Source organism: Lacibacter luteus, assembly GCF_004118265.1.
Taxonomy (GTDB): domain Bacteria; phylum Bacteroidota; class Bacteroidia; order Chitinophagales; family Chitinophagaceae; genus Lacibacter; species Lacibacter luteus.
In genome coordinates this window covers 204,232-228,315 of the sequence record NZ_SDHW01000005.1, presented here as the reverse complement: position 1 = coordinate 228,315, position 24,084 = coordinate 204,232, and the positions used below count along the sequence as shown (strand labels likewise).

General features: G+C 40.7%; 17 protein-coding genes. 3 read left to right on the top strand and 14 right to left on the bottom strand.

The window, feature by feature from the left end; genetic code table 11:
* The first annotated feature begins 50 nt into the window (after positions 1-50).
* Positions 51-1,349, top strand: a complete 1,299-nt coding sequence (locus ESA94_RS15985) for a tetratricopeptide repeat protein (RefSeq protein WP_129131943.1) — start codon at positions 51-53, stop codon at positions 1,347-1,349.
* Here the strand turns inward: ESA94_RS15985 and ESA94_RS15980 are convergent, their stop codons facing one another.
* Positions 1,350-1,577, bottom strand: a complete 228-nt coding sequence (locus tag ESA94_RS15980; protein ID WP_129131942.1) for a hypothetical protein — start codon at positions 1,575-1,577, stop codon at positions 1,350-1,352. It abuts the gene before it with no gap.
* Positions 1,578-1,722: 145 nt separating this feature from the next.
* Between ESA94_RS15980 and ESA94_RS15975 the strand changes: the two genes are divergently transcribed.
* Positions 1,723-3,021 carry a caspase family protein gene (locus ESA94_RS15975; RefSeq protein WP_129131941.1) on the top strand — a complete coding sequence of 433 codons (1,299 nt, stop codon included), beginning with the start codon at positions 1,723-1,725 and terminating at the stop codon, positions 3,019-3,021.
* Here the strand turns inward: ESA94_RS15975 and ESA94_RS15970 are convergent.
* The 5 genes from ESA94_RS15970 to ESA94_RS15950 form a co-directional block, all read right to left on the bottom strand.
* Positions 3,011-6,538, bottom strand: a complete 3,528-nt coding sequence (locus ESA94_RS15970) for a tetratricopeptide repeat protein (protein WP_129131940.1) — start codon at positions 6,536-6,538, stop codon at positions 3,011-3,013. The two genes, ESA94_RS15975 and ESA94_RS15970, sit on opposite strands and share 11 nt — an antisense overlap.
* Before the next feature lie 46 nt (positions 6,539-6,584).
* Positions 6,585-8,177, bottom strand: a complete 1,593-nt coding sequence (locus ESA94_RS15965; protein ID WP_129131939.1) for a M61 family metallopeptidase — start codon at positions 8,175-8,177, stop codon at positions 6,585-6,587.
* 112 nt (positions 8,178-8,289) lie between these two features.
* The gene (locus tag ESA94_RS15960; protein ID WP_240671074.1) at positions 8,290-8,793 is read right to left on the bottom strand and encodes a YqgE/AlgH family protein; all 504 of its coding nucleotides are present in this window, start codon (positions 8,791-8,793) and stop codon (positions 8,290-8,292) included.
* A 109-nt stretch (positions 8,794-8,902) separates the two neighbouring features.
* Complete coding sequence (locus ESA94_RS15955) at positions 8,903-9,778, bottom strand: M90 family metallopeptidase (RefSeq protein ID WP_129131938.1); 876 nt, start codon at positions 9,776-9,778, stop codon at positions 8,903-8,905.
* 20 nt (positions 9,779-9,798) lie between these two features.
* Positions 9,799-10,026 carry a CDGSH iron-sulfur domain-containing protein gene (locus ESA94_RS15950; protein ID WP_129131937.1) on the bottom strand — a complete coding sequence of 76 codons (228 nt, stop codon included), beginning with the start codon at positions 10,024-10,026 and terminating at the stop codon, positions 9,799-9,801.
* Positions 10,027-10,198: 172 nt separating this feature from the next.
* Here ESA94_RS15950 and ESA94_RS15945 point away from each other — a divergent pair, with 172 nt between their 5' ends.
* The gene (locus ESA94_RS15945) at positions 10,199-12,283 is read left to right on the top strand and encodes a CehA/McbA family metallohydrolase domain-containing protein (RefSeq protein WP_129131936.1); all 2,085 of its coding nucleotides are present in this window, start codon (positions 10,199-10,201) and stop codon (positions 12,281-12,283) included.
* A 74-nt stretch (positions 12,284-12,357) separates the two neighbouring features.
* Here ESA94_RS15945 and ESA94_RS15940 read toward each other — a convergent pair whose 3' ends face one another.
* The 8 genes from ESA94_RS15940 to ESA94_RS15905 form a co-directional block, all read right to left on the bottom strand.
* On the bottom strand, positions 12,358-14,091 hold the full coding sequence (locus ESA94_RS15940; RefSeq protein ID WP_129131935.1) for a CHRD domain-containing protein: 1,734 nt from the start codon (positions 14,089-14,091) through the stop codon (positions 12,358-12,360).
* 238 nt (positions 14,092-14,329) lie between these two features.
* On the bottom strand, positions 14,330-15,115 hold the full coding sequence (locus tag ESA94_RS15935; protein ID WP_129131934.1) for an alpha/beta hydrolase: 786 nt from the start codon (positions 15,113-15,115) through the stop codon (positions 14,330-14,332).
* A gap of 83 nt (positions 15,116-15,198) precedes the next feature.
* Positions 15,199-15,804: a Crp/Fnr family transcriptional regulator gene (locus ESA94_RS15930; RefSeq protein ID WP_129131933.1), complete on the bottom strand. Its 606-nt coding sequence runs from the start codon at positions 15,802-15,804 to the stop codon at positions 15,199-15,201.
* A gap of 150 nt (positions 15,805-15,954) precedes the next feature.
* Positions 15,955-16,671: an SDR family oxidoreductase gene (locus tag ESA94_RS15925; protein WP_129131932.1), complete on the bottom strand. Its 717-nt coding sequence runs from the start codon at positions 16,669-16,671 to the stop codon at positions 15,955-15,957.
* A gap of 103 nt (positions 16,672-16,774) precedes the next feature.
* Positions 16,775-17,845 (bottom strand): acyltransferase family protein, encoded by a 1,071-nt coding sequence (locus ESA94_RS15920; RefSeq protein ID WP_240671073.1) that lies wholly within the window; start codon positions 17,843-17,845, stop codon positions 16,775-16,777.
* A gap of 499 nt (positions 17,846-18,344) precedes the next feature.
* Positions 18,345-19,169, bottom strand: coding sequence for a hypothetical protein (locus tag ESA94_RS15915; RefSeq protein ID WP_129131930.1), 825 nt, complete (start codon positions 19,167-19,169; stop codon positions 18,345-18,347).
* Positions 19,170-19,270: 101 nt separating this feature from the next.
* Positions 19,271-22,411 carry a VPS10 domain-containing protein gene (locus tag ESA94_RS15910; RefSeq protein WP_129131929.1) on the bottom strand — a complete coding sequence of 1,047 codons (3,141 nt, stop codon included), beginning with the start codon at positions 22,409-22,411 and terminating at the stop codon, positions 19,271-19,273.
* Positions 22,412-22,821: 410 nt separating this feature from the next.
* The gene (locus ESA94_RS15905; RefSeq protein WP_129131928.1) at positions 22,822-24,057 is read right to left on the bottom strand and encodes an MFS transporter; all 1,236 of its coding nucleotides are present in this window, start codon (positions 24,055-24,057) and stop codon (positions 22,822-22,824) included.
* Between the last annotated feature and the right edge of the window lie 27 nt (positions 24,058-24,084).

Genomic DNA, 24,084 nt, shown 5'->3' with positions numbered 1-24,084 from the left:
TACGCACAGCATTGACGGCCGAAACTACTGACAGTAACAAAGTAAATCTTATGTGGCAACTTGCGGGAGAATTAACCAATTCAAAACCGGATGAAGCTTTGCTGCTTACACAACGATCTTTATTGCTGGCGCAAAAAATTAAATATGTTGCGGGCGAGTCAAGGGCACTGGCTGTACTGGCAAATACATTTCTGAATCTTGGTAATTATCCAAAAGCATTGGAGTACAATCTGCAACGGTTAAAGATCGAAGAGAAACGAAACATTCCTATTAACCTTACAAGCGTACTTATTAATACAGGCATTGTGTATGTAATGGAAGAAGATTACGAAACTGCACTTCTCTACTACCGGAAATCAGATTCAGTGATGCAGTTGCATAAAGTAACCGACTACGAATACAATATTAATGTAAACAAAGGTGATGTATTTGATAAGCTGAACCGTTTAGACTCTGCCTATCGTTATTACTACCGTTCACTCATAATTGCAAGAGACCAACAGAATGATGATTTTATTGGTGCGTCAATGACCGGGCTTGCCCATTATTACCGTAAAACAAACCAATTCGATTCTTCTTTGCACTATTATCATAATGCAATCATGTATCTGCAAAAAGCAAACGACGATCTTATTACATGTGAAGCAACATTGGGGCTTGCAAAATTGTACAATCACTATCAGGTTGCAGACTCTGCTTTATATTATGCCAGCTACTCCAACAGTATTGCAGGCAAAAGTGGTTTTGTTTCGGAGCAACTAAAATCGTCTGACTTTTTAAAAACGTTTTACCGTGAGCAAAAAAATATTGACAGTGCTTTTTACTATTACAACACGGTATTGGTTTTAAACGATTCCATCAACAATAAAAACCGCCTGCGTGATATTCAGTTTATTACCATTAACGAACAAATGCGGCAGGTACAGATAGAAGAAGAAAAGCTGGCAGCAAAAGAAGAACGACGTCAGCAACTGCAATTATTGTTCATCAGTATTTTTATACCCGGCTTTTTTCTGCTTACGCTTTTATTGAGTAAGGTGCGCATACCTATTCGCTTTATTAAAGTAATGGGCATACTTTCACTGCTTATTTTCTTTGAGTTTTTAACCTTACTGCTGCACCCAACAGTAAAAGAACTTACACACCATACACCCGTATTTGAAATGATGATCTTTGTTGCCATAGCCGCTGTACTTATTCCGGCGCATCACCGGTTTGAGCACTGGCTTATTAACTGGCTTGTAAATAACAGGGAAGCATTGTCTGGTGGTGAAAAGAAAATCAGGATTAAGCAGAGCAAAATAAAGCTGCAGCTTAACCCTGATGAAAGAGATGAGAACGCTGATTAATTACTTAGGCTGTGTTGGAACAACAGGTTTTACTTCGCCTGAGTCCATTCCGCCTGAATCTTTAGCAGTACTGTCGGGCGCTGCAGGAGTTGGTTCTGTAACAGGAGCAGCTACAGAATCTTTCGACTCAGGTTTTTCTCCTTCGTTGTTACAGGAAGTAAAAGAGATAGCCACAATGAACATTACAGCAAATAAACTTTTGATCAGTTGATTGGTTTTGATGTACATAAGCGTTTGTTTTATCCTATAAGTTTACGATAAGTTTTTGAAACGGTCAACCCCTTACCGATTTTATTGACGACCTGAAATCCTTTATGGTAAAGGGGTTGGCAATTCTCACACAGAAAGAGTAGTTTTAAACAAATAACTCATCATGAAGAAAGGTCTGCTGTTTTTCATGTTTTCTTTCCTGCTTTTAACTGCCTTAAAAAGCCAGAGTGTTTACACATTCCGGTTTCGTTTGCAGGACTCCATCACTTGCAACGCATTTATGGTAATACAGCCAGATGGATCGGGTTTCGTAAGATATAAAAAAGAAACTGCTCTTGTTGAACAACAACTTGAAATGAAGCTGACCGAACCGATAGGTGCAGATGAAGAGCTTCGATCTGTGTTATATACTGCTAAAAAAAATCGCCTGGTCAGCGGTAATATAACTGTTAAAGATTTTGATTTTCTGTTTACAATTGAAAATGAAGAAATGCTGCCAACCACTGTTACTGTTGCGGGCAGCAATGGCAAACAGTCAGCGGGTTCAGTTTCCGACATTACGTTTATTACGAACGAACAGTTAACAAAAGAGTTGGTATCGGTTTACTTTTCTTCTACAGAAGCATTTTACATTAATCTCTTCAATACAACAACAAGAGCATTGAATGCATTGGAGAAAAACACCCGCATCCATTTGATCATTGTTGCCAACACAGCCGATTCAACCGTTGGCTTTGCTGCAAACAAAGACATGGCTTCTGCAGAACAACTGTTTACCGATCTTACCGATGTAATTGGTATAAAGCCAATGAATGTTATTAAGATCTATGGTGCAGCTTACAGCAGAGCAACAGTTTTAGCTGAAATAAAAAAGTTTAAACCCCAACGCAACGATATTGTTGTGTTTTATTACTCCGGTCATGGCTTTCGCACAAAGAAAAAAACATCCGTTTATCCAATGATCGATCTACGTTCGAAACCCGCACAGGATTATGTAAAAGAAAGCTTAACCATTGATACTGTTATGCAGTTAATAAAAGCAAAAGGCGCCCGCATGAACATTGTATTGGGCGATTGCTGCAACTGGGATCCGGAAATGCCCTTGCCTTATGTAAGTGCCGATCCGCAAAAAAGAGCAACCAACCCTGCATGGGATCCGGAAAAAAGCAGAGCACTTTTTCTAAATCCCAAACGCACAAATATTATTGGCATTGCTGCAACAAAAAATCAACTGGCAGTATCCAATAAAAAATACGGCAGCTTCTTTTTTATGTATTTCCGTGATGCGTTGCTTACAGAAATAAGTAAAAGCAATACCAACAAACCAAATTTTCTGGGCTGGCTTACTGTTTTTAAATCTACCGAAACACAAACGTTCCGTAAATCGAGAAATACGTATTGCAGCAAACCACATGTTGATCAAAACATCTGTTACCAAACGCCTGTTTTTGTTATTGAATAGAAGCTTTGGGATAGCTGTTTACAGGAGGAGGATATTCTTTAGGCTTTTGTTTTACCACAAGCGATCGCCAGCCTGCTGTTTTACGTAACTTATCCATCAACGGATCGAACTTTAACACCCAACCGTAATTAAATCCTGCGTTAAATGCTTTTGTTAACCACTTCAACGATTGCTGATTTTTGTTTTGCAATGCATACATTCTGCTGATGCTGTACATAGCCTCTGCATCGTTGGGTTGTAATTGAAGATATTGCTGATAATAGTTGATCGCTTTCTCGGGCTTTTGCTGCAACAGGTATAATCGTCCATATAAACCGAGTACAGCAGGCATTGTGTGCAGATGTGTTGCTGCAGCCTTGTTCAATAAAATTTCTGCCTCACCGAAACGAGACATGTGCATGTAATACTTCGTAAGCAAAAGCATCTTTTCAAAATTCAGTTCTCCCCTGTTTCGTAATGTATCGAGATGGATGAATGCGTCTGAAAACTGGTAAGTATGGTCTTCTGCGTCAATTAACTTTAAACGCACACCCGAATTTGCAGGCATCAGCTCCACACTTTTTTTGTAATGCTTTGCAGCAAACAAGGGCACACCTTGCCAGGTAAAAAGATCGCCGATCTTATCGTTAATGTCTGCCGAAAGTGCATCATCGAGTACCGACAATGAATCGGCCAGCTGCAGCGATAGAATTGCGTTGCTGTATGGTTTATCTATTGCCGGTTCGTAATACAATTGCATGCTCCTGTTTATTTCCCGTATAAACATCGGCTTACGGGATTCTTTTTCTACTTCTACAGGATCAACGGGTACAGGCACAACATCATCCGGAAAAATTGCTTTACGATCACTGCTATAATCAAGTGCTGTTGTTTTAAGATAATAATACAGAAACCGACCTGCTTTTAAATGCCATTCTCCTTCATCCGGGAACAGTTGCTCCATTCGACGGTAAAATCCATACAATTCATTGTCGCCCGTTTCAGGATTCAGCGAATCTGCATAACGATATGCAATCCGGGCTTCTTCTTCATCGTGGTAACGACCTTGCTTCTCCAACATCAACCAAAACCGTTTATTGTAGCTAAAGCTTGCAGGGTTGGCCGCAATGATCTTACGATAATAAATTTCGGCTTCGGTAAAATGATTCCACTGTTCGTACATCGAAGCCATTAGCTGATGATTGAATACAAGTGCGAAATAAGCATAGCCGTAAGTGCCGTTTAAACATTCTGCATTAACAGGTGAACGTGTAAGTGCCATAATAGAATCGGCATGGATTTTAAACTGCTCGCTATTAATGTAAAACCGGTTGGCAAGATTAAACATGATGTCTGCTTCGGCCCATTGCTTCATTGCAAAATAAGCTTTGCCAAGATGATGGTAGATGACCGGATCTGTTTTATCAAGCTGTACAACATGTTTCCACTTTTTGATCGCTTCTTCATACAATTCAAAATCAAAATAGTATTTCCCCCACGCATACCAGGCTGCAATATCTGATATGTGAACATTGCTTGAATCAAAATCGCAGCCCAACGGTTTGGGCAAGACCATGATATTCGGAGACAACACAACACTTGAATGCATTGTTGAAAAGTGAAAGCCTTTCTTTCGAAGATCTGCTTCGTAGTAAAGCGAATCGGCCAATGCATATGCAGTTGTGCGTGTATAAATGTTTGCCAGTTTTTCAAATGGAAAAAAATGACGTGAATTAAGGAAAATGCTTTTACGCTGCATTTCTTCCGCAAACAGATCGTTCTTCTGCTGCTCGTACATTATTCCTGCATTCGCATAAATATCTGCCTGTTGCGGATTACGTTCAATGGCTTTTACATATGCATCATTTGCATTTGCATATTTTTTCTGTGCAGTATAAACTGCTATCAGGTTATTCCACGGCACAGCCCATTGCGGAGCGTTTTCTGTTGCTTTTAAAAAGCTTTCTTCTGCTTTTTTAAACTGCTGTTTGTACAGGTACAAAACTCCAAGCGTATTGTAGATATAAGCAGCATTTGAATCGAGCTGCAAAGCTTCAGTTTCCAGTTGAAAGGCCTTATCAATTAAAGATGCAGGATCTTTTGCAAGAGGAATTTTCAACATCAATGCCACTCCGCCAAAATAATATTTATTTACCTTGAGTATGTGATGCAGAAAATCGTTCGGTTCTGTTAACTTCAATGCAACTGCATACATTACAGGATACAGATCATAACCACTTGAAGCAGCATTATAATAACGTCGCCGTTCCAGTTCTGCAGCATCGCCTTCGAGATATTTATTAATTACTTCCTGTGCAACATCGTGCAGAAAAATTACCAACTGATCGTTGAACTGCTTTTGATTTTCCTTGTCTTGAGCTATCCAGTTTTGCAATCGCTGTATGTATTTTATTGTACGTGCACCCTGTTCCTGCTGCACGTCTTTTTCAATAAAGCTTTTGTACATGGTTAAAAAAGCTGCTGCAATGTTATTGGCCGGCAGTTTTTCCAATTGCACAAAATCAATAACAGAATCCAGTTTTTCCTTCTTTAGCCGGTTGGTAATATTATCGATCAATTCATTGGGTGAAAGATCATCTTCATTACGAACAGGAGCCGACAACAACACTACTACATTCTCCTGCCGTTGTTGCATACCGGCCATCATGCTTGCATTCTTTACAGACAACTGAAATTGATCGTAACCGGTAACAACAGGATTCTGATGATGTTTTTCCTGTTTAAGAAACAGATCACTTGCAAACGAAGAGTCGAGATAATTACGGATATCTTTCAACCGCACCACTCCATCGGGTTCCTTTGCTGCAAAACCAATTAATCCGTTTATGAGATAGAATGAAAAAACTCCCCGTCCACCGCCCCATGCTTCACCTTCCATTGCCAACTGATCGGGGCCACAGGACGTAATACGTATTTCATTTTTTACAGCTGTACGTAATTGATCGGCGGCTAATACATTTCCCCTGAAATCGCTGCCTGCAAGCTTACCCGAGTGACAAGCATCGGTAATTAATACCACTCTTGCTTTATTGTTAACCGATAGTGTTGTGGCGAATTTGTTCAGATCATCAATACGAACAGCATTGTTGATATAGTTGGTACGTGGTGTATTGTAGGCAAGTAAAAAACCAAGTTTAAAAATGGTATTGCTCTCCATATCGCCATGGCCGGCAAAATAAAAATACACTACATCGTTTTGTTGCACTTCTTCCAAAAGCCAGTTAAGTGCATCGTAGATGGCGGCGGTAGTTGCTTTTTCGTTCAGCAATAAACGCATGTTCTCCTCGGCTACTCTGCCACCTTCCTTACTACGCAGGTAATTTGCAAATGCTTCAGCATCACGATTAGCAAAGCGTAACGCAGGAATACCTTTGCTTGCATATTCGGTAATACCAACAATAACTGCAAACGAACGGGAATTTTGCTGTTGCGCATAAACCAATATGCAAACAAACAGCAATAAAAAAGTGAACAAACATCTTCTCATATGCAGGAATACTGCAAGAAGGTAGCGCATTTATTTTAGTAATGCAAGCTGTTACAACAATCAGTTTTGGTTGGTCTTATTTCCCGTTAATCCATGATTGCAGAATTTCATTCTGAAGAGCAGTTGCGTCGGTATTGCGGGCAAGCAACATCCGCTTTGTTTTCTTTCCATCATTTGCTGTTGTTTCTGATTCTTCTAAACGCAACCCGGCGTAACCCAAACAGGTTTTATAATCAAGCTCTTTTGTGCTATAGATGTATTCAAAAAAAGAAGTCAGCGGAACTCGGGCAACTTCTTCGCAGGTTTGCTGAAACTCTGCATCTGTAAAGCCACGTTGTTGCTGTTTGTAATAACGGTTATACAACAACTGCATTACATTATCCAACGACTGCTTGTTTTGGGTTGCATTACGAATGGTAAAGTCGAGTAGCAAGCCTACAACCGGCCCCTTATCATAATAAGAAATTGCCTTACCGGGTTCTCTGCCTTGTGTTCCAAATGGCCCATCGGCCCATGTATTGTAACTTGCCTGCATTAACGATTGAAATTGCCTGCCCGGACTATTTTCTACTGCATTAATGTTATGCTCAATATTGCTGAAGAGTTGCTGTTCTGTCATTAAACCAGCTCGCTTAATGAGCAGGTATTCGTAATACACTGTTAATCCTTCGCTGATCCAAAGCAGGTTTGTACGCACTGGTGCATCGTAATTAAAAGGACCAAGCTCGAAAGGGCGTATACGTTTTACATTGAAGTGATGAAAATATTCGTGTGTAAGAAAATTCAGTATCTGGTTCATTCCTGCAGCAGTATTAAGCCCTTTACCATCGAAGCTTACTGTAGTATTATTAAGGTGTTCAATACCTCCACGGCCAGGGCCAATGCCGATAAACGTGTACCGCTTATAAGGTATATCGCCCATCATTGTTACTGTTGTTTCAATTATTTTGTGCAGATGATCCATGAGCTGTTGTTGATCGAAATTGCTCATTTGATAACCGATAAACCGGTGTTCAATTCCTTTTACTGTAAAAGAAGGAAGTGCCTGCAATTTGCCGATAAGAATGGGACAATCGTACAACTCATCGAAGTTTGCAGCTGCAAATACATTCTTTTGTGTGGCATTCTGTTCCATTAGTCCCGTTGCAATATCAGGCCACTGTTTGTGCATATTTACTTTAACAGAAACCGGCATCTGTAAAAATCCATCAACATATAAAAAGGTATTAGCAGGTATAACATAAGCGTGTAAACTATCTACATAACTATTCGCTACAAACTGCCTGCTTGTTTTTATATCATATTCTACCGTAATTGTTTTTTGCCTCGAACCAACAACACTCCATGTATTTTCATTGATCTTTTTAACTGTAAGCGTTTTTCCGTTTTGATCCCGGGCATTTATATTTTGCACATCATCAGCATACTTCATCAATTGATAATAACCAGGTGTCCACTTGGGCAACTTAAAATGCAGAGAATCGCTTGCCCACCCACTTGTTTGCAGTTGAACATGGTAGCTGTGTGTTTCGGGTTTTGGAAAAGAAATGCTGTAGTGCATTACAGGGCTTTTTCCTGCACGGGCCTGGTAATTGCAGGTTAATACTAGTACTGCTATAACAAATGCAACATTGCAGCACTTTGAAAAAGTTGATACCAATCTTCTCATGTTGTTTGATTTTTTACAAAAAGAAATCTGTTCGGCAATCTATTTCATTTTTAATGATGCGAAATGCTTTTTTAGAAAGCCTATCACCTCGCTATTAAAAATTTATAACTGTTTAAATATTGTAAGAAGTATGCAATTTATTCCACATCGCTGCTACCTCTAACGAAAAAACGAAATCAACCGGCGCATTGGTTAATTGCCAGCTTCCTTCTTCAATTTCTGCTTCCAGTTCGCCTGCATCCCAGCCGCAGTAACCGATAAACAAACGAACTTCATCCACCGTTAAAGTTCCGTTATTGAGTAATTGTACTGCCTTTTTAAAATCACCATTTACGCATATATTCTTAGCAACTATATCGCTTCCTTCAATTAAATCGGGGCGACAATGCATAAAATAGAGCATATCGGTTTGTACCGGTCCTCCTTCATACAAAGGAACAGGAACAGCATTTTTAAACTCTACCAACTCGTTAAAATTGCGTGGAAACAATTTATTAAAAACATAACCCATTGCGCCCTTTTCGTTATGTTCTGTAATAATAACTGCAGCATGATCGAACGCAGTATCGTTGAGCATTGCCGTGCTGATAATAATAGAACCTTCCTGAATTTTCATACTACTCTGCTTTTACGATGTACAATTTACAAAGCACCTGTCACAGATTCCTATGACAACGGGCAGTTGCATGCAAACCAGTTTTCTTATACTGCTTTTCTGTATCAATTTACTGTTCGGCCATCTGCAGCTTTCCTGTATGAAATATCTGTTCCAGCATCTCAAATAAATGCGGATGATGAAGCTTTAACAACTCAGGCTGTTCGAAAAAATATTCAGAAACCACAGCAAAAAATTCTGCAGTATTTGTTGCAGCATACAAATCTATATCCGATCCATTTGTTTTCATTTGTACAATCGTTTCCTCCATCAGCATCTTCCATCGTTCTGCATATTTCCGTTCCAATATAATTTCAGGAACACCGTCCGTAGTTCCATCCATTTTATCTACCAGGTGAACAAATTCATGGATAGCTGTGTTACGGTTATCGCCGGTATTAATAAACCCCTGGCGTAATTGCCATTTAGTAATAACCATTACATTCTGCAATGGCCCTGTACCCACCATGCCTGCAATATTCCGGTCTGCACCATGTTGTTCAAAATCGCTATTAAATGCACCGGGGTATACCAACACTTCATGCAGGTTCATGTATTGCCAATCGGAAATAGCAAATACCGGAATAACAGCACCGGCCGCAAGCAATATCCTGTCAAGATCTTCTACTTCTGCATTAATACCCGTAATTTTTACCGTTGCTAAAAACTGTTCAACTCTTTTTTCAAATGCTTCTTTACCCGCTTCATCTAACCTCTGGTAAAACTTTACATAATCTGTAAGCAGCTCTTTATAGTTTACCGGCAGCTGACTTTGCAATTTGGGCCGGCCGATTCTGAACGTTATCAAAATGATAAACAAAATGAGCAATAACGCCATGATTATCTGAAACACTAATACCATGATTTGATGAAGATAATCTTTCTTACTGTTAAGCATCACCGTTAACAGCAACGCTCTGTCAGAATATAAAAAAAGGGTTGCCATAAGCAACCCTTTTTTGCAACTTAAACTGTCTTTTTGGGAGGCAGATCAAACGCTACCGCTTCATGCTCGAAATGCCCTTTGTGCGAAGCATCGCAAAATGGTTTGTTTTTAGACAACCCACAACGGCAAAGTGTAACAATTTCTCTGCCCTGCAAATTGTAAACGTTTCCGCTTTTATCCACTATTTCAAAATCGCCTTCTACTTTTAATGATCCGTTACTGTTAACCGTAATTTTTGTTTTTGACATGTATACTTTTTTATCCTTTTGAAGCGCCAAAACTAACGGAAAAATAATTGTTGAAACAAATGAACAAACTTTAGAAACATTTGAACTATCAGGAAAAAAACTTTACAAATATTTTGTGCACGATTGCTATGCTCACAATTGAGCGTGTATTGTTAATACCACTCGTTTACACATGAAACAATTTTTCTTTCTTTCTTTTTTGCTCTGTACCCTTTATTGCAACGCTCAAATACCTGTTACTACAACCGGCTTCAACAAAAAGAACGGAGCAACAGTTACTGTAGAAAAAAACAATCTCTTTTCTGTTAAATGGCCGGCAGGCAATAACGAATATGGTCGTATTATCATCAATCTTGATAAACAAACCGCATTATTTAAAAGTATTCAACTGATAAAAGGTTCAACAGTGCATGAACTTGTGCAGGAAGCAGATCCCTTGTTCTGGTTAACCATTGGCAAGCGTGATCTTGTATCGCAAAACGGCTGGAATATTTTCTTTGACAAAGTGCATCAGAAACCCTATCAATCGTACAAAGTAAATCTGCAAAAAACAGAAGCAGATGTGCGAAGTGAAGGCTCACGAACTGTTATACGCATTAGCGAACTACAGGCGCAGGATTTTAAAGGAGTACTTGAAATTACGTTGTACAATGGCAGCGCCATGTTTAATGTAGCTGCTGTATTAGCAACTCCCAACGATTCAACAGCTATTGTGTATGACGCAGGCCTGATAAGCAAACAGCAAAACTGGAAAACAATTTCGCATGCCGATGTACATGATCAACTGCAAACACAAACAGCACAATTAAACGATACGGTAAAAAACCAGGCAGTGAAATACCGTACCATCATCGGTAACAGCAGCAACGGAAGTATTGCTGTATTCCCTGCACCACATCAATATTTCTATCCGCTGGATGAAGCATTCAATTTAAAATTCACGTGGTACGGGGCGCAGTTTAAAAATGCATTTGATGGATACGGCATTGGCATACGACAGGATTTGAATGGCGACCGGCGATTTGTTCCCTGGTTTAACGCTCCACCCAACACAACACAACGACTGAACTTTTTTTGCCAGCTTTCTGCAAGCAATGCAAACGATGTATTAACACAGGTAAAGAAACTTACACACAACGATAAGTATGTTGCTTTGCCCGGTTACAAAACCATGTCGAGTCATTTCCATAATGAGTTTGTGGTAAATGTAATGATCGCCAACAAACCCATGCCCGATACGCCGAGCTTTGTAAAAGTGTTTAAAGCAACAGGTATTGATATGGTGCACCTCGCAGAATTTCACTACACAGCTCATCCGAAAGGACCGGATGAATTGCGTTTACTGGAGTTGAAGTATTTGTTTGACATGTGTAAGAAATATTCTGACAAAGATTTTTTACTCATGCCCGGAGAAGAACCAAACGAATTCTTTGGTGGGCATTGGTTGCAGATTTTTCCCAAACCTGTTTACTGGATTATGTCGAGAAAAAAAGATGCGCCTATGATTTCGCAACATCCTGTTTATGGCAAAGTGTACAATATTGCCAACGCAAATGAAATGCAGCAATTGCTGGAGCAGGAACGTGGACTTGCATGGACAGCACATGCACGTACAAAAGGATCAACAGGCTATCCTGATAAATACAAAACAGAATCCTTCTTTACATCCGATCGTTTTTTGGGTGCTGCATGGAAAGCAATGCCTGCCGATCTTTCGCAACAAAAACTCGGCAATGGTCGCATTCTCGACTTAATGGACGATATGAACAACTGGGGACATCAGAAAAAAGTAATTGGTGAAGCTGACCTGTTTACTATTGAACCGGAAAATGAAATGTATGCACACCTAAATGTAAATTATCTGCAAATGGATAAACTGCCATCGTATAGCGAAGGCTGGCAACCAGTGTTGGATGCATTGGAAACAGGCAAGTTTTTTACAACAACAGGTGAAGTATTGATCCCTTCGTTCACGGTGAATAATCAAAGCGTTGGCAAGCCGGCAACGTTGATCAATGCTGCAAAAACAACTGTGTCTTTCAACGTTAACTGGACCTTTCCGTTGCAGTTTGCTGAACTTATTTATGGCGATGGTAAAACAACCTATCGCCATAAAATCGATTTAAGCAAAACGGTTGCCTTTGGCGAACAAACCATCACCCAAACAATTGACCTCAGCAATAAAAAATGGATACGCTTAGAAGTATGGGATGCGGCAGCCAATGGCGCATTTACACAAACCATCTGGTTACAATAAATTTCAGCTACATTAAATAAACAAAAGCAGGCACGAAAAATTATCGTGCCTGCTTTCTTTATACCATCAAAACATTATTCCAGCTTCACTAACTTCATTTGAGTTCCTTCTGTACCTCTTCTTATTTCCGCAATATAAATACCAGCACCTGCAGTATTCCCAACTCTTATTATTCGTGATGCTGAATTTGTTGTTTCCACTACCCTTCCTGTCATATCGAACAACCGTACAAAAACATTTTCATTACTAATACCAGGCTCAACAACCAGTGTAAAATAATTTTTTGTTGGATTATTGTACACCGAAACTGCAAGCGTATTTTCCATCATCCTGCTTCCATTTGCCCTTGATTTAACCGACATATCATGTGGCACTATCACCGTTGTTTCAGCCTCACTCATATTACCGGCCCTGTCTGTACATTTCATCGTAATTGTGTATACCCTTCCGGTTCCTGTTCCCGAACGTTCTGCTCTTAATTTTACGAAATGATTATTTACAATTTCCCAATCGGGACTTGTATTACCAGTGCCTGCATCATTTACCAATTCATTACTTGTAACACTCAATACACAGGAAATTGGTCCGGGACAATTATCTCTGATGCTGGTGCTGTCTGCTGAGCTGTCAACCATAATCTTTACGTCTCTCATTTTATGATTGGCAGGCCACAGCACTGCGGGGTCAGCTTTCAGATTACCAATAACCGGTGCTTCTGTATCATTCACTGTTACAGTAAACGAGCAGGTAGAAATACCTCCTCCGTTAATAGCTGTTGCATTAACCGTTGTTGTGCCAACAGGGAAGGCATGAGACGAGGCGATGATTGTTGAGCCAACCTTGTAAATGATTTCCGGTTTAGGTGTGCCGGTTACTGTTGCATCAAGAACAACAGACGCAGAACACAAACCAGGGTCATTAGATGTGGTAATATCAGCAGGGCAGGTAATAACCGGTGCTTCAAACGGAGCATCAAAGAAAATCTGCGTTCTTAATTCGCCACCGGGAAATTTTGTTGTGTGAATATTTGAATACGTTAACCCGGCTAAAAGATACTTTTCCTGTACGTCGTTTAACATAAACGTTCTGTTATAATTACCACTTGTTACTCCTGTTGGAAAACCGCCATACCCAATTGTTACAGCTGCATTAGCATCTGGTAATGCAGGTGCATGAAAATGTGCCGCTACTGCATTAGCAGATAGTCCGCTGAATTGAATAGCAAAAAAGATCCTGTTTATAGCGGCATTATATGCGCCCATAATTGTTCCTGTTGCAGTTGATGTGTTTGGCGGCACTTCCTGCGCACCACTATAAGTTCTGTTGAACGTATAGATTTCTGTTGATGCAGCACCAAGAACAATCTGTGCCCTTATTTCGCCACCCGGCAATGCCGAAGTGTGAATATTGGAATACATCAATCCAGCTTTCAGGTTTGTTTCCTGTGCATCCGTAAACACATCAATCTTGGTGTAATTGCCTGCAACAACACCAGTAGGAAAACCGGCATGCCCAAGCGTTACACCTGCATTAGCACCAGGTGCTGCCGGTGCATGAAAATGCGCTGCCGTTGAATTGGCCGATAACCCCCCGAAGATAATGTTGTAATAAATAGTGTTGGTTGCATCATTGTATACACCAACAATAATCCCACCTGCAGTTGATGCATTGGCAGGAACTTCATTTGCTCCCGAATACGTTGCATTGAACGGAAACAGATCGGCTTTTGCTTTCAGGAAACTGCAACCAACAATCAGGAATAAAAGGAATCGTGCCCGCCAACCGGGGCGTTGATTAAACTTTTTCATACCGCAAATTTTTAAAATGATAGTTGCGGTTCCTCATAAGACGTGGAGCATCGAATGAGTTTAATGGACAAGCAAGTAGTACACTTAAAGTTACAACATCCGTTGAGTAATCAAAGTATGCATTGTGTAAAGTTTTGGAATAGCTGTTCGGCAACGGAAAAAGAAGATATGCCCCAAACGCCAACAGTTGCTCTTCGGTTAAGAAGAAACAACTGCCAGGCGAAACCACGAAAGCTTCTTATTGTTTTTGGATCCAGTCGAAAATATATCCTGCTGTTTGTTGCCAATTGTGCAAGCCCAGCACATAGTGGTTGTTTTCTGCAAACTCTTTGTAATCGGTTACTGAGTTTTTGTCTTTGTAACGGTTAAAGTTGCGTTTATTGATGGTAGATGGAATGATGTTATCTTTTGTTCCTGCTACAAAAAGTAACGGCGCATGTGGCTTTGCAAAGTCGATTTTTGCTGTGAGTGATAAACCACCTCTTGCAGCACGTTTCGATTCGGGGATGGTATTGGCTTCATAACTGTCTTTCTGCTCCTGCAAACTCATACCGTTGGTAAATGCATACTGCCAGGTTTCAAAACTCATCATATAAGTTTTATCCAGTGAAGTGAATAAACCAAGCGAACGCCATCCTGCTTTTAAAAATGAAAATTCATAAGGTATTACACCCAACGGAGGAACAGAGTGTACAACCACTGCTGCTGCTGCCAATCCACGGTTGAGTAAGATCTGCGTCATTAAACCACCAAGAGAGTGACCGATCACAATTGGTTTTTCAGGAAGTGATTCAATGAACTTTGCATAATTGTTTACCACATCAATTAAGTGTGTGCGTGCAAGCGCCAGATCATTTGGTTTGCGGTCTCTTACTTCTTTGGCTGTACCTTCTTTGTTAGTCCAGGATGGTGCATAGGTTGTGTAACCTTTGCTTTCAAAATAATCCTGCCAGGGTTTCCAGCCAAGATGAGTTACAAATGCACCAGTAACGAAGACGATTGTTTTTGATTGAACTGCTTTCATGATTTTGTGTTTTTATGTTTGATTTGATAACACAAAGCTCGCTGGCAGCAATCGCAAAAACTTTAACCTGGGTTAAAATCGATTTACCGACCCGAAATTCTTTTCCGGATGCGGCTGAGGGATGGCCCCTGTATGCCGAGATAGGATGATATCTGGTACAAGGGAATACTGTTGAAGATGTCGGGATGATCGGTTACCAGTTGCAGGTAACGTTCTTCGGGACTCATGAATAAAAAACTTTCTGTACGGCGCATGGAAATACTGAAGGCCATTTCAGCAATCAATCTTCCCAAACGCTCCCATTGATGACTTTTTTTATAAAGCTCCTGCAGCTGATTGATGTGGATGTACAACACCTGCGACTCCGTCATACTTTGTGTATAATAATTGCAGGGCGCCTGTTGTATAAAACTCTGGAACGATACCACTACCTGGTGCTGCGAAAAAAAGAACACATTCTTCTCCTCTCCTTTTTCATCGATGTAATAAGTACGGAACACACCATCAAGAATAAAACCGAGATACTTGCATACATGTTTGTACTCGTTATAGTATTCGTTCTTCGAAAAACTTTTGTGTTGCCAGAAATCATAACTCATGGCAAAATGTTCTTCATCAACTCCTGCAATAGTTTTTAATGCATGTTGCAGAATATCGAGTGGTGCAGGTGAAGTGCTGGTAGCTGTCATACCACAATATAAGCAATGAAGCGGTAAAAGTTTTGCCTTCGCTAACCTTGTTTCAACAACAGACTATCTTATATCAGGCGCTTATGTTTACTAAACAGCCTGCACCAGCAGCAGTTTCAACAATAAACCATAAACAACAAAGCTCTTTCATCATTTCACAGGCGGCATGCTTGGCCTTACTTCAATTTTACTTGGCAATGTGCGTGGGTTCAGTTGCAAAACATCTACCACCAGCTCACCAATATCTTCGGGCTGTATCTTCCATGCATCGGCATTGTTGGGTGTATGATTATTGAAATAAGTTGCAACAGAGCCGGGCATAATGGTAGTTACTTTAATGCCATACTTACGCAGATCAAGCATTACGGCTTGTGTAAAGCCAACTAATCCAAACTTACTTGCATTGTAAGCAGATCCGTTCTCGAAAAAATTTGCTCCTGCAAGACTTGCAATGGTAATAATGTAGCCTTGTGTTTTCTTCAATGGTTCAATACCGGCTTTTACTGTATTAAACACACCGGTGAGATTGGTATCGATAGTTTCTTTCCATTGTTCTTCGCTGATGTTTTCAATAGATGCAAAATGACCAATGCCCGCATTGGCAATAACCACATCAACCTGTCCAAATTTTTCAACAGCAGCAGCCATTGCTTTTTGTTCCGACGCCAATAAACTTACATCCGATTCCAATGCAAGAACGGTTGAACCATCTGTACTTAATGTTGCTGCTGCTTTTTCTGCAGCTTGTAAAGAGCGGCCTGTAATCGCCACATTCATTCCTTTATCGAGTAAGGCTTTTGCAATACCGTAACCAATACCTTTTGTGCCGCCTGTTATATACGCTGTTTTTCCTGCTAAGCTGTTCATGTGTATGTGTATTTACACTGCAAGATATTTCAACAATCCATTAAAAAACTGTTGTTTGAAAAATTGTATCGTATGATAACAGGTTAAAAGAGCATCATCACTTTTACTTTAGTTTTTTACGTAGCCAGGCCCGTACCGGTTCATCGAACAATTTTAAACTTGCATAAGCCAATACAATTGTTCCTGCAAGTGTGAGCAGTGCATAAGGCCATGCCTGCTTTAATGTAATGCCGTTGTGGTTGCTTATCCATGCAACATAAAAATAAACAAGCACATAATGGGTAATGTATAAGGGATACGAAAGCTTGCCGAAGAACGTACAGATCTTACTTTCTGTTTTGCTGTGCACCACGCCACCTGCACCAATGTACACGATGAGCGGAAACACAATGATGATGCAAAATGATTCGTATAAACCATTTGCCCATAAATGTGTTGCTCCACCTATCCGTGGCATAAACAAAACAACCGCCACCAGTAAGCTGCACCACAGGAACGCATGTTTGATGTACACCGGTTTTGTTACACGGCATAAAAGCAGGCCGGCAAAAAACGGAAAGATGGTACGGGTTATTCCCACACGCATGTGTTCAAAATTCAAAGTCCAGCCACCGGTAACATCACCATTGGCATTGGTTACTGCAAAATGCAGCAGCACTGCTGCAGCCAGTACAACAAAACATGCTAATGCTTTTGTTGATAATTTTCTTATGCCGATCGCATATAAAATATTGGCGATGTACTCGAAGAACAACGACCATGCAACACTGTTGAGCGGATGCATTTCCTGCCAGCCACGTATATCCATTGAAAGCGGAACAGGTAAAACAGTATAACCGATCAGCAATACCACAAGCAGTTTCCATAGAGGAACTGTATGTATCAACGGCCAGATGGTTGAATCGGTAAAGTAAAAACCGATGGCCCCAAGTGTCATACCCAGTACAACCAATGGTTGCAATCGTTCAAACCTGCGGCGAAGAAAACCTGCGACGGTGAATGTATGCCATCTGTCGTCGTATGCATAACCGATTACATAACCCGACAGAAGAAAGAAAAAATCAACAGCGAGGTAACCATGATTTACAATATTGTCTAAATGATTGCTGGCAAGCGGTTCTGCAAGATGAAAAAATACCACGATAATAGCGGCTACTCCCCGGAGTCCATCCAAGATTTGATAATGTGGTTTTGTGGCAAGTCTGTTATTGTCCATTGCTGATGATCTGCTGACGGTTTAGCCGTCAGGCTGCAATGATATTCAAAGCCTGCTCTTTGAGTTTGCCTGCTTCGTTCATTCTTGCTGCATTTTGTATCAATTGCTGGCGGGGATGTAAAAATTATCGCAGCTTTGGAGCTTGTTGTTACGATCCTGTTTTTCTTTCTGCACTTGAAGAGAGTTAATGGGGCTTTAGAATGCTGTACTATATTATAATCGTCTGTTTTTGCTTTTCAAATTTTTCTTATGCCGGGGTCTGGTGCAACAGTTACTGGCGCAGATCTTAGACCGGTTGGTTTTTTTATTCTTTATACTCTTTCAATGGTTTGTAATTCATGTAACGAACATAAATATTTTCGGGATCTATCTTATCGTTACTCTGCCATGGTTCGTGTCTTCACGAACCTTTTTTACAATTTTTCCATGTTCGTGAAGACACGAAGCGGGGCGTTTGTTATCTGCCAAAAAATTTAAACCCGACTGCTATTACCAGGCTACTATACCTAAGTTGAGGATCATATTCAAACCCATCAAGTTTAAACTTTCGATCTCCTATAAGCAATTGATTCGTTCCGGCTTTTGCAAACAGTATTGTACCACCTGTATGGTTGATATTTGTGAGAACAACATCAAGCCCAATCCCTGCCTGCACACTTAATCCAAACTGTGACCCTCCTACAGATTGATTATTTTGTACAACTTCTGTAATGTTGCGTGGATTATTGTTTCTTCTATATGGAGAATTAAAAGATATGTTGATTTCACGTAAACCGAATCCAGCATAAGGATATAAATTAAGTCTTCGATCTTTTACTAAGTCGTATCCAAATTCAAATTGAGTAATATGATTATATCCTGTTTTTATCATGCTGCTGTCATTTTCAACCTTTTTCGTAAGACTTACCATTCCAAAGTTGATTTCAAATATTCGGCGATTTTTTTTCCGTGACATACCAATACCAAAACCAACCATATTTCCTTTAAATGCAGGGAAACCACTTATTGCATTATCTGCATTAAATTTTGAAAAGTCTGCAGATGAAACCGAAGTGTAAATGACAAAGGCACCATATTTATCTGTTTTTTTAGCGAGCCTGTTCAGGTTTATCTGCATAGTTCTAAAATTCGTATCGTTGATTACGGCTTTTCGACTCGCTTCAAACATTTGCTGAATTTGCTTTTGGTAATAAGCAATCGAATCAACTTTTTCTTCTCTAAATTGAGAAAAACACAATAAATGAAATAATAACAATGCAGAGATTAACAATAGTCCTTTCATAAGCTTTTATTTGAATTAAAATTATAAACAAAACCCCGGCAATACTTTCAGATGCTGGGGTTTTTCTATGAACCATGATCAATGAACTATCAACTACTCCACTATTTCCAAACCGCTCCAACTCCCACCTCACTCAATTTCTTATTCAATGCATTCAATCGAACTTCTAGTGCATCGGCTCTTTGTTTCAAAGCAACCCATTGTGCATCGTATTCCTTTTTCAGATCAATGCTTGGTTGGTTGACACGGGGCAGATCACTTTCTGTTTGATTAATGAGGAAAAGATAGTTCGCTGTAAACTTATTCGGGAAATTCTCCACATCATCATAGGCTTTGCTTTTGCGTTGGATCATGTCTTCATCCCATGCTTTCATGTCTTTACTCAACGAATCCGCTTCTTTTTTCAGTGCTGCATATTTTGCATCAGTTAAGTTTTTGATCAACTCATCCAATTGTAAACGTCTTCCGTTGAATTTGTTTACGAGCTTATGCATCACCGTTACTTCGTTTTCTGCAGTACGCATAAACGCATCATACTCATTGTAATCGGCAGCAGTGGTTGCATACAAAGGATTCATTAAAATAACCGCATTGGTTGTTTGCTGTTGCGTTCCTGCTTTTAATATAATTGTGTAGCTACCGGGTATGGCTTTATGTCCTGCAAAACTGCTTTCGATATATACATTTGGAATACCGTCCATGGTTACATGACGCATATCCCACACAAAACGGTTCAGTCCCTTACGTTTGCTGAGTGTTGGATTTGGTGGTGGTGCACCATCCCAATCGCCTGCTTCTTCTGCAACAGAACTGAAACTGCGGATGGTATTACCACTTGCATCTTTAATGCTGATGCTGACTGTATCGGTTGCTTTTAATTCGGGCAGGTTATAATAGAGCACTACACCGTTGGCAGGATTTACACCAAAGTTGCGGTTGGTACCTGTTGGACTTGCACTGTTCATTGCACTAAACCCATTGGCGATATACGCATCTTCAGGTTTGTACAATTGCACACTGTTTTGCTCTTTGTTGTATTGGCGTAATATGTGCAGATCATCCAACACCCAAAAACTACGTCCCGATGTTGCTGCAATGAGGTCGCCCTTGTGTACACGCAGATCGGTGATGGGTGTAACAGGTAAATTCAATTGAAAGGGTTGCCATTGTTTACCACCATCAAACGAAATATAAATGCCCAACTCTGTACCTGCATACAACAGATCTTTCCGCACATCGTCTTCACGCACTACACGTGTAAACGCATTGTTGGCAATTCCGTTGTTGATCTTTGCCCATGTTTTACCATAGTCGGTTGATTTGTATAAGCCGGGTGTATGATCGTTAAACTTGTAACGTGTTGTGGCAATGTACACTGTTGCTTTATCGTGTGGCGATACTTCAATAGCATTGATCAAGCATTCCTGCAAACCTGCTGGTGTAATGTTTGTCCAGTTAGCTCCTCCATCTTTTGTTACATACACATAACCATCATCACTGCCGGTATAGAGTACCCCTTTTTCATACGGCGATTCCATTACATAGGCCAATGTTCCATAATTCTCTGCTCCCACTGCTTCGTTGGTATAAGGCACACCGCCTTTGCCCTGCTTTTCTTTTTCGTTGCGTGTAAGATCGGGTGATACTTCTTTCCATGTGCGGCCCATATCGGTTGTCTTCAACAATAACTGCGAACCATGATAGTAGGTATTCGGTTCATGCTTGCTCCAGATGATAGGTGCATTCCAGTTGTACCGATACTTAATGTCTTTTGCATCTTTACCGAGATACTGAATAGGTGCCGGCATAATATTGGTGCTGCCTTTTGCTTTTGTATCGAGTACTTCAATGGTGCCTTGATAACTTCCACCCAATACATAACGGGGATCGTTAGGGTCGAATGCAAGAAACGCACTTTCACCACCAGCTGATGCTTCCCAATCGCTTGCAGTAATGGCTCCACCGCCAAACGAACGATGGGGAATAGAAACAGACGTATTATCCTGCTGACCTGCATAGATGCGATACGGAAATTGATTATCGACATTGATGCGATAGAACTGTGCTGTTGGCATATTGTTCTGCGGACTCCATGTTCTTCCAAAATTTACTGAAACAGCAGAACCACCATCGTTACTGATAAGCATGTTGTTGGAGTTCTTTGGATTGATCCAGAGATCATGATAATCGCCATGTGTACCACTTAAGTTCTCCCATGTTTTACCACCATCTTTTGAACGTAAGGCGGGCGCACTCAATACATAAATGGTTTGATCGTTATTCGGATCGATAAACAATTCGATATAATACCATGCACGTTGTATCAACCGGTGATCGTTTGTAACACGGCTCCAGCTTGTGCCGCCGTTGTTGCTCACAAATAAACCACCTGCTTCTTTTTCACTATCACTTTCAATGAGTGCATATACTTTTTCCGGGTTTGAACGACTAACGGCAATGGACATCTTACCCATTTCTGTTGGCAACCCTGTTGTTAACTTCTGCCATGTATCGCCGCCGTCAACACTTTTATACAAACCACTTCCTGCACCACCACTGATCACCTGCCAGGGTTTTCGGCCATGCTCCCACATCGATGCATAAATGATGCGTGGGTTATTCATATCCATGCTCAGTTCGTTGCAACCTGTGTTTTCATTTACAAACAAAACATTCTTCCAGGTTGCACCGCCATCGGTGCTTTTATAAATGCCACGTTCTTTGCTCTTACTGTACAATGCACCCTGTGCTGCCACCAGCAATGTGTTGGCATCTTTCGGATGCACTACAATGCGTGCAATATGTTGTGTGGCTTCAAGCCCGATGTGCTTCCATGTCTTTCCCGCATCGGTACTCTTGTACACACCATCACCATGATGTGTCATTACACCACGCACCGCATGTTCGCCCATACCTACATACACAACGTTTGCATCACTCTCAGGCACAGCAACAGCACCCACACTTCCTGTTTTAAAATAACCATCGGAAATATTTGTCCAGTTTAAACCAAGATCATCGGTCTTCCACAAACCACCACCTGTTGTACCCATGTAATAGGTATTGATATCGCCGGGCACACCTGTACCACAGTTCGATCGTCCGCCACGAAAAGGACCAATGCTGCGCCATTTAACAGCGGAGAGTTGTTTGTTGAGATCGGTCTTTGTAGTGTCGGGTTTTGTTTGTGCGTTGATACCTGTTGCTGTGAGAAGAAAGGCAACGACGAAATATTTCTGCATGCGTATTGTTTTGGAACGGGAATATAAAACAAGTTGGGGAGAGATGGAACACGAATAATATGAATGGCTCACAGATGAACGCAGAGGAACACAGATAAATAAACCACGAATTAGGACACGAAAGGAATGCAGATAGCAGAAAAAATATTGCTAGCGCAAGTCTTCCGACACGTGCACATGCGTTACTTTACTTAACTGTATTTGTTGTTTACTTTAGTAACGAGTGGCAACAGGTCGGAGACCTGCGCCAGCAAACTAAAATGATTACTTCGTATCGGAAGATTGCTTCGTTCCTCGCAATGACGATTAATGAGGAGCAGCTTTCTTCGTAACGCAGAGCCACAACCGAAGCGTCATTCTATCCCTTCGTGTTCCTTTATGTTCTTTGTGTCTTCGTGGTTCACCAAAAATTACAACTCTACAAAGTCAAGTTCCTTCGCAAAGGTTTCTTTGGTTTTAATTACCGAAATGAAACCAATGAGCATAACAACAGCACCGGTGATCCATGCAGCCGTAACATAATTGGCAAATGCTTTTTCGCTGCGCAGAAACTGGAAGAGGATCAATAACAACGGCAAACATCCACGAACTAAATTAGGAATAGAAATAGCTGCTGTTGCCCGCAGGTTGGTACCGAATGCTTCTGCACTCATGGTAATGTATAACACCGATATGCCCGAACCAAAACCTAAACCCATACATAAGAGATACATGTTGGTTGCACTGCCTCCACCCTTCAACACAAAAAATAAAAAGAGAAATAATGCGGTGATGGCATAATACAGGAACAATGTTTTCTTACGGCTTTTGATAACGTTACTGATGATACCTGCAAACATATCGCCAAAGGCCAGGGCCACATACTGCAGCATCAATGCTTTTGGCTGATCGAAACCTGTAATGCCAAACTGTTTTGCAAACTCATCGGAGAAACTGATAATAACACCAATGATATACCAAACAGGAAGACCAATCAATATGCCACGCATGTAACGAAAGAAACGATCCTTGTTGTTGATGAGCATCAAAAAATTCCCCATCTGTATATGTTTCTCTTTTGCATTATCGTACATACGGCTGTCGAGTACACCAATACGTAAGAACAACAATGCAAGTCCCATGCCTCCACCAATGAAATAACACAAACGCCAATCGCCGCCACTCCAGTTGTGGATGAAGTATGCAGTAATGGTCCCCATCACTCCGCTGGTTGCAATAATGGCCGCAGCAATACCACGTTTTTCTTTCGGTAATAATTCGCTTGTGAGTGTAATGCTTGCACCAAGTTCGCCTGCAAGTCCAAGCCCGGCAATAAAACGCAACCATGTGTACTGATCAACGGTTTGTACAAAACCATTGGCAATTGTTGCCAGTGAATACAACAGAATAGAACCGAACAACACACTTTTTCTTCCTTTCTTATCACCCAGTATTCCCCAGAGAATGCCACCAACAGTAAGACCAAGCATTTGCCAGCTGATGATGTGCTCGCCAACATCTTTCATGGATGATTCGGGAACACCGAGATCAGCAAAGCTGGAACGTCGTACAATATTGAACAGAAGAAGATCGTAGATATCAACAAAAAAACCAAGTGCTCCAACGATAACAGGGAGCGACAGAATACCGTATTGTTTTGGTTGCATGCAATTCGTTTGGCAACTGAAGATAAC

Bases quoted from the DNA above. Each gene is read 5' to 3' on its own strand.
- ESA94_RS15965 (WP_129131939.1), bottom strand. From the start codon at position 8,177: ATGAGAAGATTGGTATCAACTTTTTCAAAGTGCTGCAATGTTGCATTT.
- ESA94_RS15950 (WP_129131937.1), bottom strand. From the start codon at position 10,026: ATGTCAAAAACAAAAATTACGGTTAACAGTAACGGATCATTAAAAGTA.
- ESA94_RS15940 (WP_129131935.1), bottom strand. From the start codon at position 14,091: ATGAAAAAGTTTAATCAACGCCCCGGTTGGCGGGCACGATTCCTTTTA.
- ESA94_RS15960 (WP_240671074.1), bottom strand. From the start codon at position 8,793: ATGAAAATTCAGGAAGGTTCTATTATTATCAGCACGGCAATGCTCAAC.
- ESA94_RS15905 (WP_129131928.1), bottom strand. From the start codon at position 24,057: ATGCAACCAAAACAATACGGTATTCTGTCGCTCCCTGTTATCGTTGGA.
- ESA94_RS15935 (WP_129131934.1), bottom strand. From the start codon at position 15,115: ATGAAAGCAGTTCAATCAAAAACAATCGTCTTCGTTACTGGTGCATTT.
- ESA94_RS15930 (WP_129131933.1), bottom strand. From the start codon at position 15,804: ATGACAGCTACCAGCACTTCACCTGCACCACTCGATATTCTGCAACAT.
- ESA94_RS15915 (WP_129131930.1), bottom strand. From the start codon at position 19,169: ATGAAAGGACTATTGTTAATCTCTGCATTGTTATTATTTCATTTATTG.
- ESA94_RS15970 (WP_129131940.1), bottom strand. From the start codon at position 6,538: ATGCGCTACCTTCTTGCAGTATTCCTGCATATGAGAAGATGTTTGTTC.
- ESA94_RS15925 (WP_129131932.1), bottom strand. From the start codon at position 16,671: ATGAACAGCTTAGCAGGAAAAACAGCGTATATAACAGGCGGCACAAAA.
- ESA94_RS15980 (WP_129131942.1), bottom strand. From the start codon at position 1,577: ATGTACATCAAAACCAATCAACTGATCAAAAGTTTATTTGCTGTAATG.
- ESA94_RS15985 (WP_129131943.1), top strand. From the start codon at position 51: ATGTGGCAACTTGCGGGAGAATTAACCAATTCAAAACCGGATGAAGCT.
- ESA94_RS15955 (WP_129131938.1), bottom strand. From the start codon at position 9,778: ATGGCAACCCTTTTTTTATATTCTGACAGAGCGTTGCTGTTAACGGTG.
- ESA94_RS15975 (WP_129131941.1), top strand. From the start codon at position 1,723: ATGAAGAAAGGTCTGCTGTTTTTCATGTTTTCTTTCCTGCTTTTAACT.
- ESA94_RS15945 (WP_129131936.1), top strand. From the start codon at position 10,199: ATGAAACAATTTTTCTTTCTTTCTTTTTTGCTCTGTACCCTTTATTGC.
- ESA94_RS15910 (WP_129131929.1), bottom strand. From the start codon at position 22,411: ATGCAGAAATATTTCGTCGTTGCCTTTCTTCTCACAGCAACAGGTATC.